A 14,135-nucleotide genomic window follows, 5' to 3' on the forward strand; every position below is an offset into this window, starting at 1 on the left:
AATTTAAAGGGTGTAATTTGTTTTACAATGATGAAGATAATTAGTCTATCAAAATAAAGGGGTTGGGACTGTTATGAGTGATAATTTGTCATTATTCATTGACTATATCAATGATAATATAATCTATGGTAGTGAAATCAAACGGGAGAAATTAGAGAATTTATTTAATCAATTTGCTATAAAAAATGTTGAAAAGAACATTGTCTATGATGAACTGAAATCTTTAGATATTACAATCATTGAGTCACAGGATTCATATAAAAATAAATTGAAGAGATTATTTTCGGTTCTGTTGCAAAGTAAAAAAATATAGCTAACCACTAATTTATCATGTCAGTGTTCGCTTAACTTGCTAGCATGATGCTAATTTCGTGGCATGGCGAAAATCCGTAGATCTGAAGAGACCTGCGGTTCTTTTTATATAGAGCGTAAATACACTCAATACCTTTTAAAGTATTCTTTGCTGTATTGATACTTTGATACCTTGTCTTTCTTACTTTAATATGACGGTGATCTTGCTCAATGAGGTTATTCAGATATTTCGATGTACAATGGCAGTCAGGTTTAAGTTTAAAAGCTTTAATTACTTTAACCATTGCTACCTTCGTTGAAGGTGCCTGATCTGTAATTACCTTTTGAGGTTTACCAAATTGTTTAATGAGACGTTTGATAAACGCATATGCTGAATGATTATCTCGTTGCTTACGCAACCAAATATCTAATGTATGTCCCTCTGCATCAATGGCACGATATAAATAGCTCCATTTTCCTTTTATTTTGATGTACGTCTCATCAATACGCCATTTGTAATAAGCTTTTTTATGCTTTTTCTTCCAAATTTGATATAAAATTGGGGCATATTCTTGAACCCAACGGTAGACCGTTGAATGATGAACGTTTACACCACGTCCCCTTAATATTTCAGATATATCACGATAACTCAATGCATATCTTAGATAGTAGCCAACGGCTACAGTGATAACATCCTTGTTAAATTGTTTATATCTGAAATAGTTCATACAGAAGACTCCTTTTTGTTAAAATTATACTATAAATTCAACTTTGCAACAGAACCGATGTTGGTAACATTTATACAGGATCATTATACTTAAGTTTAATTTCGTTATTACAGAACCACACATTCCAACCAGAAGAGAAAGTATGTCTATTTAGTTATGGTTCAGGAGCAGTAGGAGAAATCTTTAGTGGTTCAATCGTTAAAGGATATGACAAAGCATTAGATAAAGAGAAACACTTAAATATGCTAGAATCTAGAGAGCAATTATCAGTCGAAGAATACGAAACATTCTTTAACAGATTTGATAATCAAGAATTTGATTTCGAACGTGAATTGACACAAGATCCATATTCAAAAGTATACTTATACAGTATAGAAGACCATATCAGAACATATAAGATAGAGAAATAAACTAGTGGCCGATTGTGCTTGATGAGCTTGGGACATAAATCCTAACTCGAAATAAATAAGCATATCACTAAACTGATTTTTTAAAGTTTACAGTGATATGCTTATTTTTTTATCTTACGATTTTGTACGTGCATGCTTGCCTAGGGGTATGGCTCGAGCCATTAGTCTCTCGCACATACTATTCCCTCAGGCGTCAGCACTTACAAAATCGGTTGTAATTTTCATTTTTATACGCATTCTTACTGAGATTATACTAATAAGAGGAATAGTAAAAGCAATTCTAAGTAAAATTGCAGATAAGAGGTTTGTTAAAAGCAGTTCTAAGTAAAATTGCAGATAAGAGGTTTGTTAAAAGCAGTTCTCAGTAAAATTACAGATAAGAGGTACGTTAAAAGCAGTTCTAAGTAAAATTGCAGATAAGAGGTTTGTTAAAAGCAGTTCTAAGTAAAATTGCAGATAAGAGGTACGTTAAAAGCAATTCCATGCAAAATTGCTGATAAGGGGTAAGTTAAAAGCAGTTCTCAGTAAAATTGCAGATAAGAGGTACGTTAAAAGCAGTTCTAGGCAAAATTGCAGATAAGAGGTGCGTTAAAAGCAGTTCTCAGTAAAATTGCTGATAAGGGGTAAGTTAAAAGCAATCCTAAGTAAAATTGCAGATAAGGGGTACAGAAAAACTAGACTTGATTACAAAATGGAGCTTGGGACATAAATGATTTTTTAAAAATGAGATGAGACGTAGATTAACTCCATAATCAATACGAATCTATCGACTTCTTTATTTATGATATTCATCTCTTTTTAATGGAAATAAAAGTGCGATTAATGTGATAATACAGTTACGTTAATTAAAAAAATAAAAATGCAAGGAGAGGTAATATGCTAACTGTATATGGACATAGAGGATTACCTAGTAAAGCTCCGGAAAATACAATTGCATCATTTAAAGCTGCTTCAGAAGTAGAAGGTATAAACTGGTTGGAGTTAGATGTTGCAATTACAAAAGATGAACAACTGATTATCATTCATGATGATTATTTAGAACGGACTACAAATATGTCCGGGGAAATAACTGAATTGAATTATGATGAAATTAAAGATGCTTCTGCAGGATCTTGGTTTGGTGAAAAATTCAAAGATGAACATTTGCCAACTTTCGATGATGTAGTAAAAATAGCAAATGAATATAATATGAATTTAAATGTAGAATTAAAAGGTATTACTGGACCGAATGGACTAGCACTTTCTAAAAGTATGGTTAAGCAAGTGGAAGAACAATTAACAAACTTAAATCAGAATCAAGAAGTGCTCATTTCAAGCTTTAATGTTGTGCTTGTTAAACTTGCAGAAGAAATCATGCCACAATATAACAGAGCAGTTATATTCCATACAACTTCGTTTCGTGAAGACTGGAGAACACTTTTAGATTACTGTAATGCTAAAATAGTAAACACTGAAGATGCCAAACTTACTAAAGCAAAAGTAAAAATGGTAAAAGAAGCGGGTTATGAATTGAACGTATGGACTGTAAACAAACCAGCACGTGCAAACCAACTTGCTAATTGGGGAGTTGATGGTATCTTTACAGACAATGCAGATAAAATGGTGCATTTGTCTCAATAGAAAGTTAGAGGTGAGTCTTACGTTTCAGTGACGGTAGACTTACCTTTAACATGTTACATACTAAAAAATTAATTTGAATAAGAAAGAGAGACATATATGAAATACGATGATTTTATAGTAGGAGAAACATTCAAAACAAAAAGCCTTCATATTACAGAAGAAGAAATTATCCAATTTGCAACAACTTTTGATCCTCAATATATGCATATAGATAAAGAAAAAGCAGAACAAAGTAGATTTAAAGGTATCATTGCATCTGGCATGCATACACTTTCAATATCATTTAAATTATGGGTAGAAGAAGGTAAATACGGAGAAGAAGTTGTAGCAGGAACACAAATGAATAACGTTAAATTTATTAAACCTGTATACCCAGGTAATACATTGTACGTTATCGCTGAAATTACAAATAAGAAATCCATAAAAAAAGAAAATGGACTCGTTACAGTGTCACTTTCAACATACAATGAAAATGAAGAAATTGTATTTAAGGGAGAAGTAACAGCACTTATTAATAATTCATAATAAAACAGTGAAGCAACCATCGTTACGGATTGCTTCACTGTTTTGTTATTCATCTATATCGTATTTTTTATTACCGTTCTCATATAGCTCATCATACACTTTACCTGAGATTTTGGCATTGTAGCTAGCCATTCCTTTATCTTGTACATCTTTAACATTAATAGCCATCATCATGTTTGGATTATCTTTATCATATGATATAAACCACCCAATTTGTCTGCCAGTTTCTCCTTGTTTCATTTTGAGTTCTGCAGTACCGGATTTGCCAATTAAGTTTGCATAAGATCTATAAATATCTTCTTTATGTGTTTTATTTACGACTTGTTGCATACCATCAGTTAATAGATTGATATTTTCTTTGGAAATAATATTTTTCTTCCAAACTTTGTTTTTCGTGTCTTTTAATAAGTGAGGTGCGTTAATATTGCCATTATTTTCTAATGCGCTATAGATTGAAAGGATCTGTACTGGGTTAATCAGTATTTCACCTTGTCCGTAACCTGAATCAGCTAATAATATTTCATTATCTAAATTTTTGTTTGAAATTTGAGCATTATAAAATGGATAATCACTTGGTATATCTTCACCAACACCTAGTTTTTTCATGCCTTTTTCAAATTTCTTACTGCCTAATTCGAGTGCTACTCTAGCAAAGAAAATGTTATCTGATGATTCTATTGCTTGTTTTAAGTCGATATTACCATTTACCACTTCATATCTTGTAACGTTGTAACCACCCCAAGATTTATCTTTTTGCCAACCTTTACCATCGATTTTATAACTTGTTTTATCGTCTAATGTTTTGTTATTTAACCCAATCATTGCTGTTAATATTTTTTGAGTTGAACCTGGTGAAGTTGTAATCTGGAACTTGTTGAGCAGAGGTTCTTTTTTATCTTCGGTTAATTTATTATATTCTTCGTTACTCATGCCATACATAAATGGATAGACGTCATATGAAGGTGTGCTTACAAGTGCTAATAATTCACCTGTTTGAGGGTGGATAGCAGTACCTGAGCCATAATCATTTTTCATGTTGTTATAAATACTCTTTTGAACTTTAGCATCAATAGTTAGTTGAATATCTTTGCCATCTTTTTTCTTTTTCTCTATTAATGTATGTGCGATTGTATTGCTATTATCGTCAACGATTGTGACACGATAGCCATCTTCATGTTGGAGCTTTTTATCGTAAAGTTTTTCGAGTCCCTTTTTACCAATAACTGCATCATCTTTATAGCCTTTATATTCTTTTTGTTTTAATTCTTCAGAGTTAATGGGACCAACATAACCTAATAGATGTGAAGTCGCTTTTTCTAGAGGATAGTTACGACTTTCTGTTTCATTAGTTGTAAGATGAAATTTTTTTGCGAAATCACTTAAATATTCATCCATTTTTTTAACGGTTTTAAGTGGAACGAAGGTATCATCTTGTACCCAATTTTGATCCATTTGTTGTTTGATATAGTCTTCAGAAATACTTAGTTCTTTAGCGATTGCTTTATAATCTTTTTTAGATACATTCTTTGGAACGATGCCTATCTCATATGCTGTTCCTGTATTGGCCAATTCCACATTGTTTCGGTCTAAAATTTTACCACGTTCTGATTTTAAATTTTCAATATGTATGCTTTGGTCTTTCTGCATTCCTGGAATAATGACGCTATGATCCCAATCTAACTTCCACATACCATCTTCTTTAACAAAATTAAATTGAACGTTGCGATCAATGTTACCGTAGTTTGTTTTAATTTTATATTGAGCATCTACTCGTTTTTTATTTTTAGATACTTTTTTTATTTTACGATCCTGAATGTTTATATCTTTAACGCCTAAACTATTATATATTTTTATCGGACGTTCAGTCATTTCTACTTCACCATTATCGCTTTTAGAAATATAACTGCTATCTTTATAAACTTGTTTGAAATTTTTATCTTCAATTGCATCAATAGTATTATTAATTTCTTTATCTTTTGAAGCATAAAAATATATACCAAACCCGACAACTACAACTATTAAAATAAGTGGAACAATTTTTATCTTTTTCATCAATATACTCCTTATATAAGACTACATTTGTAGTATATTACAAATGTAGTATTTATGTCAAAATAATGTTATAATTTTTGTGATATGGAGGTGTAGAAGGTGTTATCATCTTTTTTAATGTTAAGTATAATCAGTTCATTGCTCACGATATGTGTAATTTTTTTAGTGAGAATGCTCTATATAAAATATACTCAAAATATTATGTCACATAAGATTTGGTTATTAGTGCTCGTCTCCACGTTAATTCCATTAATACCATTTTACAAAATATCGAATTTTACATTTTCAAAAGATATGATGAATCGAAATGTATCTGACACGACTTCTTCGGTTAGTCATATGTTAGATGGTCAACAATCATCTGTTACGAAAGACTTAGCAATTAATGTTAATCAGTTTGAGACCTCAAATATAACGTATATGATTCTTTTGATATGGGTATTTGGTAGTTTGTTGTGCTTATTTTATATGATTAAGGCATTCCGACAAATTGATGTTATTAAAAGTTCGTCATTGGAATCGTCATATCTTAATGAACGACTTAAAGTATGTCAAAGTAAGATGCAGTTCTACAAAAAGCATATAACAATTAGTTATAGTTCAAACATTGATAATCCGATGGTATTTGGTTTAGTGAAATCCCAAATTGTACTACCAACTGTCGTAGTCGAAACCATGAATGACAAAGAAATTGAATATATTATTCTACATGAACTATCACATGTGAAAAGTCATGACTTAATATTCAACCAGCTTTATGTTGTTTTTAAAATGATATTCTGGTTTAATCCTGCACTATATATAAGTAAAACAATGATGGACAATGACTGTGAAAAAGTATGTGATAGAAACGTTTTAAAAATTTTGAATCGCCATGAACATATACGTTATGGTGAATCGATATTAAAATGCTCTATTTTAAAATCTCAGCACATAAATAATGTGGCAGCACAATATTTACTAGGTTTTAATTCAAATATTAAAGAACGTGTTAAGTATATTGCACTTTATGATTCAATGCCTAAACCTAATCGAAACAAGCGTATTGTTGCGTATATTGTATGTAGTATATCGAGCTTCACATGAAACAGCTAAAGAAGCTTTGGGCGATAAAGAGTTAAGAGCCATTGCACATGAGTTAACTAAAACAGTTAAGGATAACATGAGTGTTGATTGGTCTAAACGAGACAGTGCTAAAGCTAAAATGAGAGTTCAAGTTAGACGCCTATTAAAGAAATATGGCTATCCACCAGATCTTCAAAAAATGGCTGTGGAACAAGTTGTAGAGCAAGCAGAATTAATGGCAAGTCAGCAATAAAAAAATAAATCATAATGAGTCCGGGACATAAAGTTCTTGGATAAGTGAAAAAAGACAATTTCTATTGAAATAATATAGAAATTGTCTTTTTTATAAATTTTTTGATTATTTTCAGCTCGTTGAGCTACTACTTTTCTTATATTAAGTGCCATTAATACAAAACCAAGTTCTCTTTTGACTTTATTGAGTCCTCGGACAGACATCCGAGTGAAACCCAAAATAGCCTTCATAAATCCAAAAACAGGTTCCACATCAATTTTTCTTTGACTGTAGATATTTTTTGTTTCTGGTTCTGAAAGCTTTTTGTTAATTTGGGATTTAAAATATTCCCAGTTATAATTCTTCATTATTTTTTTGTTTGTTTTTGAATTGAAGTTCATACATTGATTTTTCAGAGGACATTCTGAACAATCATCACATTCATATAATTTGAAGTCTCGCTTATAACCATACTTATCATGACGATAGGCATATCTTTTAAAACCTAGCCGTTTATTATTCGGACAAATGAATTCGTCATTAATTTCGTCATAGTTCCAATTTTGAGTATTAAAGATGTCACTTTTATATTTTTTAGTTTTATCTTTTATAAACATTCCATATGTTATGAGTGGCGTTCGATTAAAGTCATCTATAATTGCCTTATAATTTGATTCACTACCATAACCTGCATCAGCTACAATATATTCAGGTAAATGACCGTAGGTCTCTTGAATTGAATTTAAAAATGGAATCATCGTTCTAGTATCCGTTGGATTTTGATACACATTATAAGATAAAACAAATTGGGAATTTGTTGCTATTTGTAAATTATACCCTGGCTTAAGTTGTCCATTTTTCATGTGATCTTCTTTCATTCTCATAAATGTCGCATCATAATCTGTCTTAGAATAACTATTTCTATCCTTTAAAATAGATTTTTGAAATTCGTATCGATACTTTCGCTCAAAATAATCATTGATTTGCTTTTTGTATTTTTTGATTTTAGTTCTTTTGAGACGTATTTGTTTTCTTGTTTTAGTACATTTTTCATTGTTGATATGTTGGTTTAAATCTTCGATTTCTTTATCTAAGTGACTACCAATCAAATCTATTTCTTCTTTTGTTAATTCATTATCATGATCTTCTTTAATTTCCGGTATGATTTTATTGGTTACCAATTCATGGTAGAGGGCTTTAGAATCCTCATTCATCTTTGATTCATGGTTTTGAATACTCTTTTTCCATACAAATGTATATCGATTGGCATTTGCTTCAATTTTTGTACCATCAATAAAAATAGCTTTATCATCTATAAGATTTTGTTTTACACACTGACTGTAAAATTGAATAAATAAAGATTCTAATAAAGCATCTACTTTTGGATTTACTCTAAATTGATTAATTGTTTTATAAGAAGGTTTTTGATTTTGTGATAGCCACATCATTCGGATGCTATCATTAAGCATTTTTTCTATTTTACGACCTGAGAATACAGATTGTGTGTAGGCATATAGAATCACTTTTAACATCATTTTAGGATGGTACGAAGTTGCACCACGGTGATGTCTGAATTCGTCGAATTCATTGTCAGGAATTGTTTCAACAATATCATTTACAGTAAAACGATGTTGATTTGTTTTGTTTCCATATTGACCTCCATGTATTTGCTATGATTTCAAAATCCATTTTTGACGTGCCTTAGGGTTGAGTGGATGCATAATTTCATTTGTTACTGGATTGATGAGCTTTTTTACTTTCTTTTTATGAGGTTTTAACATTTCCATCACTTGTTCGACACGGTCGATAACAACTGGTCGCTTCGCATAGGCACCATAAGCAAGAATCACTGTGTCACTTTCACTAATCGCTTTCATCAAATGAATATCAGTGTGCTCATCGTATGGATTTTTGATATGTTTGAGGTTTTCGGGTGTTCTAATATTAGAGAATAGATTTACAAGATATACAGCACCGTATCGTTCTGAATTGGCTAATTGGTTGAGGATAAGAACAGTTGTGAGATCGAGTGATAATACACCGTCTAAATGAGGATACATCGTTATCACTGTGCATGCAGCTTTCTTTTCATCCCATGTTTTCTTGAGTAAATAGCGGTGCTGTTCATCATCGCTAAATATGGCTTCTGTGTGTATCGTACTTTTGATTGTATTCATCATCGTCACTTCCTTTAGTATTCTTCTGGTAAAAGCATCACATAATAAAAAGCGTCCACGTCATCTTCACGAATGACGTAGACTTTCTTAGGTAATGCATTTTGATTTTTTTCATAGTTTGTATAGTGATATTCCAATTTGTATGTGGGTTGTTCTTGTTCATGTGTGATTGAGAGTATATTCTCATCTTCTTGTAATTTAAAAATGTGTAGGTAATCTGTATGAGGCTGGTTATCTTTTTTTTCTACCATGTGCCAAAGTAAGATTTGAAGGTCTAGTGGAATACTTTCATTAATTCCTCTTGTGATGTATCGATTGATTTTCATGCTATTTCCCTCCCTTCTGCTTTTCTTTCATGATGTCGATGATTTCGTTGATAACTGTGACGGATAATTGAGCAACTATGATCCAATTATTCATGGTCCTGACCTCCTTGTTTTAGTAAATGACGTTCATCAATAATGATATTTTGAGTATCTGTAAGGTACAGAAAGTCCATGTCAAAATGGTCTAAGTATCCGACACTGATGAGTTGGTTATTGGCATACATTAGAAATGGATAGATACTTAGCTCATGTAGTTCATCATTATAGTAGGTATAAGTCTCGAGTGTGAGATGTACCAGTGGAGAATCATTAATAAAACGTTCCGGTAGAATATTTTCTGCTGCTTCCTCCAGCGCTTCACATTCCCAAGCTTCGTTATTAGATAGTTGGAATAGGTGGGTTATATATTGTTTGAGTTCTTGAGTGATGGTTTTCATATTATTGCCTCCTAGATAGTGTAATAGTGATGTAGTTCATATACATCATTGAGATAATATATATTTGATTTGTCATTTATTACGAATCCCGGTGGGAATAAGAGAAAATTCCATATAAAAACCCGCTACAAACGTTGGTATGCCAAGGAAATCCTGAAATTCCGCCTATTTTGACAAACAATCAACTCATTATTTATAAGTATTGATGATAGGGTTGTGTCTCTGCTTCCTTATATATATTATTTATTTATAAAAAGTAACGGGATTTTGGGATTGTGCTTGCACAATCCTTCTGTTTCTTCGAATCTGCAAATCCCAATCATTTCCCGATTGTTACTTTACTTGATATATGAGAATGATTTTACCTAGTAAATGAGAAAAGCAATGTCCTATATTAAAGTACATTGCTTTTTCTATTAACGAATACCTATGACTAAACTATCTCTAGCTGTTTCTACAACTTCTGTACTGATTTTATCTAAGCCATTTATATCCATAATTCTATCTATCTGCGCAAATAAACGATGAATCAGCCTAAAATTCCCTTTTGTAATTTTAATAATCGTCGTTATTGCCTCATAATCAGTAAAATCTTCGAGTTTTAGATCAAATCCTAAATCTTGCCACTTATATTCTAATATATGATGCGTCTCGTCTTTACTTAGATTATCAAATTCATGTGCAAAACCTATACGCGAATATAGTTGAGGATAACGAGATAGTTTTTTCTCTATACCTGGCATACCAATAAATATCATTGCTAAATTATGTTCATCATAAATAGCTCTTAATTGCTCTAAATGTTGCACTTTAAGGCGATCAATCTCATCTACTATAATTAAATCAATATATTTAAACATATCACTATAATGTTTACTATGATCATGACCATACTTATTTACGATGTGTAATTTTTGACCCAAATCAATACTTGCACTAATACTATATAGATCATTACTTAATCTTGTTTGTTTTTCAGCCGGTGCAGTATAAAATATCTTATTCACCGATAATATATCATCAGTCGTTTTACTAGCTAGATCTTCCCACCCTCTATGATTAACTTGCTTTTCAATAGTATTCCAATTTGTGTAATACCTAGAAGATAAAGTTTTTCCGACACCAGGTTGACCATAGCAGATCCCAATATATTGATATTTGATACAAGCATCGCAAAATTCAGCAAATCGTTTATACTCTTTCGTTTCAATGAAATTCTGATTTTTAGTCATTACGATACCTCTTTAATTTTTTGACGTTTTTGGTCGTTTCTTGAGGTGAGTAACCATAACTTTTTTCTTCCTTAATTAAATCAGTGGTGCTTGGACTAGCAATGTTTTGTTTTAAGTGTTTTCTTCTCTGACTACGTGCGTGTTGTATCTCTTTTATATCAATTGAATAATCAGCTAAATCAGGGGATATTGCTGTACAAAGAAATTCATCTCTATAAAAAACGCGTATTTCAGCCATATCATTGGGATTGTAACGAATTAATACATACTCACCTACATAAGCAGTTAGGTTTGTATTACTGTATCTAAAGCCTTGAAAATGAATACCATCTGAATGAATTTTTCTAGATTTAGGTATTTCTAATAATAATAAATCAAGTTGTTCTAAACTGCTTGGCATATTAGGAAAAAAATGATTACTGTTCCACCGATTGATAGGAGTGCTCTGGATAGCACTGTGCTCTTTTTGATTATAATCTTCAATTAAAAAGTATCGTAATTTTTCTTCGAAATTTTGAAAATCTATTAAATCGCTAGAAGTATCATTATTGTTTATATATCCAGGAAGTTGTTCTAAGAAAGTTTGGTTAACTGTCTGAAAAAACCGTTCTATTTTCCCGCGACCACGAGGGACACCAACTTTTGAAAACATCAAGTTAATTTTCAAATCAATAGCGACTTGTTCCATGTGGTGCGAGGTAAAGTCACTCCCGTGATCTGTGTAGAATTTTTCGGGTATACCACATACTGGCCAATTGGTATTATTCTTATTCCATATTGCTTGGTGTAGTGTTAATGCTGTGTTTTGAGCATTAGGAGCATCAAAACTTATAAAGTAGCCTGCAATTGCACGACTATAGTCATCCATAATAATGGTTAGCCATGGTCTATTGATATTACCTTTTTGATCTAATATATAAATATCTAGCAAAGTATGGTCGGCTTGCCATATTTCATTGGGTCTTGAGGATTCTCTTATTTGTATTAAATCGTACTTATTTTGATAGTATTTTTCACCTTGGTGAGAGAAATCAATAACAGACTTAGGCATTGCTTTAATAATACTATAAACTTGTTTATAACTTGGTTTATAAAAATTATTCTCTATACAATAATTAGCGATTTTCCTATGAATCGTAGCAATACTATTTCTTTTATTCTTGAGTGCAAGGCGTTTAATCTCGTCTATTATGTTTTGTTTTAATTTATGCTCACCTTTATCAACTCTTGTATTATGAATTAGACCAGTAAGACCTTGTTCCTTATATAATTTATTCCACCTATAAAGTGTACTTAACGCAATACCTTTGCTTTTAGAAATGCTTGATAAAGATTGCTTGCCCAAGATAAAAGGTTTTATAATATTGTACTTTTGAGTAGCTTCTTTACGTTTGGCTTCAGAAAAATTAGTTAGATACTTCTCCTTGTTTTTCATCTTCCTTTTCCTCCAATTTATTGAGGTAACGATAAATCGTTGTACGTGAAACTTGCCACTGCTCTGCAATTGTCTTAATTGGCGTGCCATTATCATAAAGTGTCTTAAGTAAGTTTAAATCTTTTTGATTTAATTTTTCGGGTCTACCTCCATAGCGTCCTCTAGCACGTGCTGCAATTCGGCCAGCTGAAGAACGTTCTAAAATTAAATTTCGTTCAAATTCTGCAAACGCTGCGAATAAATGAAATAATAATTGTCCTGTAGAACTTGATTTATCCATCGTTATATTTTCTTCTAAACTATGGAAACTTACACCTCGTTCGTTAAGCTCATTAACTAATGTGATTAAATCCTCCATATTACGTCCTAGTCTGTCGAGTCTCCAAACAACAATCGTATCTCCTGATCTCGCAAATTCAATTGCTTTATCTAATCCAGGTCTTTTACTTTTTGAACCACTAATATGGTCGCTAAATATCTTTTCACAACCATATGCGTTTAATCGGTCCTCCTGTAAATTCAGATTTTGTAATCCAGTTGAAACTCTTGCATAACCTATTTTCAAAATACAAACCTCCTATATACATATACAGTGTACCATAACTTAATTTCAAGGTCTTTTGTGAACATAGATTTTTTGTTGGGTTTTTGAACACGAAAATATATGTATTACTCACTTATTTCGGCATAAAAAGAGAGTGTACAGAAAATGGTTGTTTTCTGTACACTTTTTTTAACACAACTGTATTAAAATGTGTTAACATATAACTATGCCAAAAATAATTAATCATAAAGAAAAGAAAAAACAAATCATTCAATACGCTTTCGACTCCATTGTAGAAAAAGGAGTTAAGGGATCTACTGTAAGACAAATTGCGAAATTAGCTGATATGACACCTGGACAGATTAGATATTATTTTCCGAATCATTCAGAGTTATTAAATGCTGTAATGTCTACAGTAGAATTAAAAGTAAGGAGGAGAATTGAAGCAATATTTAAATCTGAAAACCTTACTACAATAGATAAAGCAAAAGCGAGTTTATTAACAGTACTACCATTGGATAAAGAGAGACTAGCTGATATGGAAGTTTGGATGGCGTTTCGCAATGACATACATGAGTATGGTCAAAGTACACTTGATGATGGGTTAGATCAATTATGTAATAGTATTTTGACATTATTAAAAAACGATCATTTGCTGAAGAACAATGTGAATATTCATCTTAATTCGATGAAATTACATGCATTAATTGACGGTTTAGCTTTACATAAATTGCTTAATCCAAACGGTGTTTCAAACGATGATATTCAAATCATTGTTGATGAAGAAATAGTTAGATTAACGAAATAAAGGAGGACGGCCCGTGAATTTTATAATATGGCTTATAATTTTTTGTGAAATAGCCTTTTGGTTTGTAATATTACTTGGTTTAGTAACAAGATATATATTAAATCAACAAACATTAGGTTTATTCTGGGGCTGACCCAAAAGTAGCTCCTATATGAAAAATAGAGGTCTTTCCATTTAGATAGTAGTGGAAAGACCTCTATTTATCTTTTGAAAGTGAATACAAAAATAAAGCACACTCTGCTATAATATAGGT

Annotated in this window: 14 protein-coding genes and 2 pseudogenes; 7 read left to right on the forward strand and 9 right to left on the reverse strand. The window is 31.5% G+C overall.

Annotated elements, in window-relative coordinates; all coding sequences use genetic code 11:
- Positions 1 to 73: 73 nt before the first annotated feature.
- Entirely contained in the window at positions 74 to 313 is a 240-nt protein-coding gene (locus IDG64_RS11735) for a hypothetical protein (protein ID WP_001282728.1), read from the forward strand.
- A 31-nt stretch (positions 314 to 344) separates the two neighbouring features.
- Here IDG64_RS11735 and IDG64_RS11740 read toward each other — a convergent pair whose 3' ends face one another.
- Positions 345 to 1,019, reverse strand: coding sequence for an IS6-like element IS257 family transposase (locus tag IDG64_RS11740; RefSeq protein ID WP_001106022.1), 675 nt, complete (start codon positions 1,017 to 1,019; stop codon positions 345 to 347).
- 35 nt (positions 1,020 to 1,054) lie between these two features.
- On the opposite strand from IDG64_RS11740, the gene IDG64_RS11745 reads away from it, so the two are divergent.
- The 3 genes from IDG64_RS11745 (at position 1,055) to IDG64_RS11755 (ending at position 3,574) form a co-directional block, all read left to right on the forward strand.
- Positions 1,055 to 1,429, forward strand: coding sequence for a hydroxymethylglutaryl-CoA synthase (locus IDG64_RS11745; protein WP_078064292.1), 375 nt, complete (start codon positions 1,055 to 1,057; stop codon positions 1,427 to 1,429).
- Between the two features lie 876 nt (positions 1,430 to 2,305).
- Complete coding sequence (locus IDG64_RS11750; RefSeq protein ID WP_000958858.1) at positions 2,306 to 3,049, forward strand: glycerophosphoryl diester phosphodiesterase; 744 nt, start codon at positions 2,306 to 2,308, stop codon at positions 3,047 to 3,049.
- Between the two features lie 96 nt (positions 3,050 to 3,145).
- Positions 3,146 to 3,574, forward strand: a complete 429-nt coding sequence (locus IDG64_RS11755; RefSeq protein ID WP_000872606.1) for a MaoC family dehydratase — start codon at positions 3,146 to 3,148, stop codon at positions 3,572 to 3,574.
- Positions 3,575 to 3,619: 45 nt separating this feature from the next.
- Here IDG64_RS11755 and mecA read toward each other — a convergent pair whose 3' ends face one another.
- Positions 3,620 to 5,629, reverse strand: coding sequence for a PBP2a family beta-lactam-resistant peptidoglycan transpeptidase MecA (gene mecA, locus IDG64_RS11760; RefSeq protein ID WP_063852655.1), 2,010 nt, complete (start codon positions 5,627 to 5,629; stop codon positions 3,620 to 3,622).
- A 96-nt stretch (positions 5,630 to 5,725) separates the two neighbouring features.
- Here mecA and IDG64_RS11765 point away from each other — a divergent pair, with 96 nt between their 5' ends.
- Together IDG64_RS11765 and IDG64_RS11770 are read left to right on the forward strand one after the other, a co-directional pair.
- Positions 5,726 to 6,712, forward strand: a complete 987-nt coding sequence (locus tag IDG64_RS11765) for a beta-lactam sensor/signal transducer MecR1 (RefSeq protein WP_001549960.1) — start codon at positions 5,726 to 5,728, stop codon at positions 6,710 to 6,712.
- Positions 6,702 to 6,944: pseudogene (locus IDG64_RS11770) on the forward strand (type I restriction enzyme endonuclease domain-containing protein); the annotation flags it as partial. The gene IDG64_RS11765 and the pseudogene IDG64_RS11770, both read left to right, overlap by 11 nt.
- On the opposite strand, the pseudogene IDG64_RS11775 reads toward IDG64_RS11770, so the two are convergent.
- The 7 genes and pseudogenes from IDG64_RS11775 to IDG64_RS11805 form a co-directional block, all read right to left on the reverse strand.
- Positions 6,935 to 8,545: pseudogene (locus IDG64_RS11775) on the reverse strand (IS1182 family transposase); the annotation flags it as partial. The pseudogenes IDG64_RS11770 and IDG64_RS11775 sit on opposite strands and share 10 nt — an antisense overlap.
- A 48-nt stretch (positions 8,546 to 8,593) precedes the next feature.
- Complete coding sequence (locus IDG64_RS11780; protein WP_001092189.1) at positions 8,594 to 9,100, reverse strand: DUF1643 domain-containing protein; 507 nt, start codon at positions 9,098 to 9,100, stop codon at positions 8,594 to 8,596.
- Positions 9,101 to 9,114: 14 nt separating this feature from the next.
- The gene (locus tag IDG64_RS11785; protein WP_000700851.1) at positions 9,115 to 9,426 is read right to left on the reverse strand and encodes a DUF960 family protein; all 312 of its coding nucleotides are present in this window, start codon (positions 9,424 to 9,426) and stop codon (positions 9,115 to 9,117) included.
- Between the two features lie 86 nt (positions 9,427 to 9,512).
- The gene (locus IDG64_RS11790) at positions 9,513 to 9,863 is read right to left on the reverse strand and encodes an SAUGI family uracil-DNA glycosylase inhibitor (protein ID WP_000849672.1); all 351 of its coding nucleotides are present in this window, start codon (positions 9,861 to 9,863) and stop codon (positions 9,513 to 9,515) included.
- A gap of 416 nt (positions 9,864 to 10,279) precedes the next feature.
- On the reverse strand, positions 10,280 to 11,095 hold the full coding sequence (locus tag IDG64_RS11795; RefSeq protein ID WP_000164963.1) for an AAA family ATPase: 816 nt from the start codon (positions 11,093 to 11,095) through the stop codon (positions 10,280 to 10,282).
- On the reverse strand, positions 11,088 to 12,530 hold the full coding sequence (locus IDG64_RS11800) for a Mu transposase C-terminal domain-containing protein (RefSeq protein WP_000790705.1): 1,443 nt from the start codon (positions 12,528 to 12,530) through the stop codon (positions 11,088 to 11,090). The genes IDG64_RS11795 and IDG64_RS11800 overlap by 8 nt, the downstream gene beginning before the upstream one ends.
- The gene (locus tag IDG64_RS11805; protein WP_000690628.1) at positions 12,502 to 13,095 is read right to left on the reverse strand and encodes a recombinase family protein; all 594 of its coding nucleotides are present in this window, start codon (positions 13,093 to 13,095) and stop codon (positions 12,502 to 12,504) included. Before IDG64_RS11805 ends, IDG64_RS11800 begins: the two co-directional genes overlap by 29 nt.
- A gap of 205 nt (positions 13,096 to 13,300) precedes the next feature.
- On the opposite strand from IDG64_RS11805, the gene IDG64_RS11810 reads away from it, so the two are divergent.
- Positions 13,301 to 13,882, forward strand: a complete 582-nt coding sequence (locus IDG64_RS11810) for a TetR/AcrR family transcriptional regulator (protein WP_001124173.1) — start codon at positions 13,301 to 13,303, stop codon at positions 13,880 to 13,882.
- Positions 13,883 to 14,135 lie beyond the last annotated feature (253 nt).

The sequence above is a fragment of the Staphylococcus sp. EG-SA-15 genome, assembly GCF_017151895.1.
In the GTDB taxonomy this organism is placed as follows: Bacteria; Bacillota; Bacilli; order Staphylococcales; family Staphylococcaceae; genus Staphylococcus; species Staphylococcus aureus.